Raw genomic sequence first — 258 nt, 5'->3', positions numbered from 1 at the left:
GGGACTGCTTCTTGGAAAAGGGCTTAAACTCCATCTTCCCCATCCCCTCCGCCTGCCAGTGCCGCCAGCAGGGAACGGGCAGTGGCACCGCTGTCTGCGGAGGATGCATACTCGTACATCCGCTCCAGCGCCTTCTGCCGGTCAAAAAACTTGATTTCCAGTCCCCCGCCCTTCACCTTTTTGATCTCCGACACATTGAACAGATCCAGCCGGGAAAGCTGCTCCCCGGACAAGGACTCCTCGCTGAGAAGCAGGGTC

At 58.9% G+C, this 258-nt stretch carries 1 pseudogene; it reads right to left on the bottom strand.

The features are described from left to right. Positions 1–23: 23 nt before the first annotated feature. A pseudogene (locus tag QVO51_RS03770) lies at positions 24–258 on the bottom strand (terminase small subunit); the annotation flags it as partial.

It is taken from the genome of Ruminococcus sp. CAG:379, from assembly GCF_000434255.1.
GTDB classification, from domain to species: Bacteria; Bacillota; Clostridia; order Oscillospirales; family Ruminococcaceae; genus Ruminococcus_F; species Ruminococcus_F champanellensis.
Note: the sequence above shows the minus strand (reverse complement) of the source record. Positions and strands in the feature narration are given on the sequence as shown.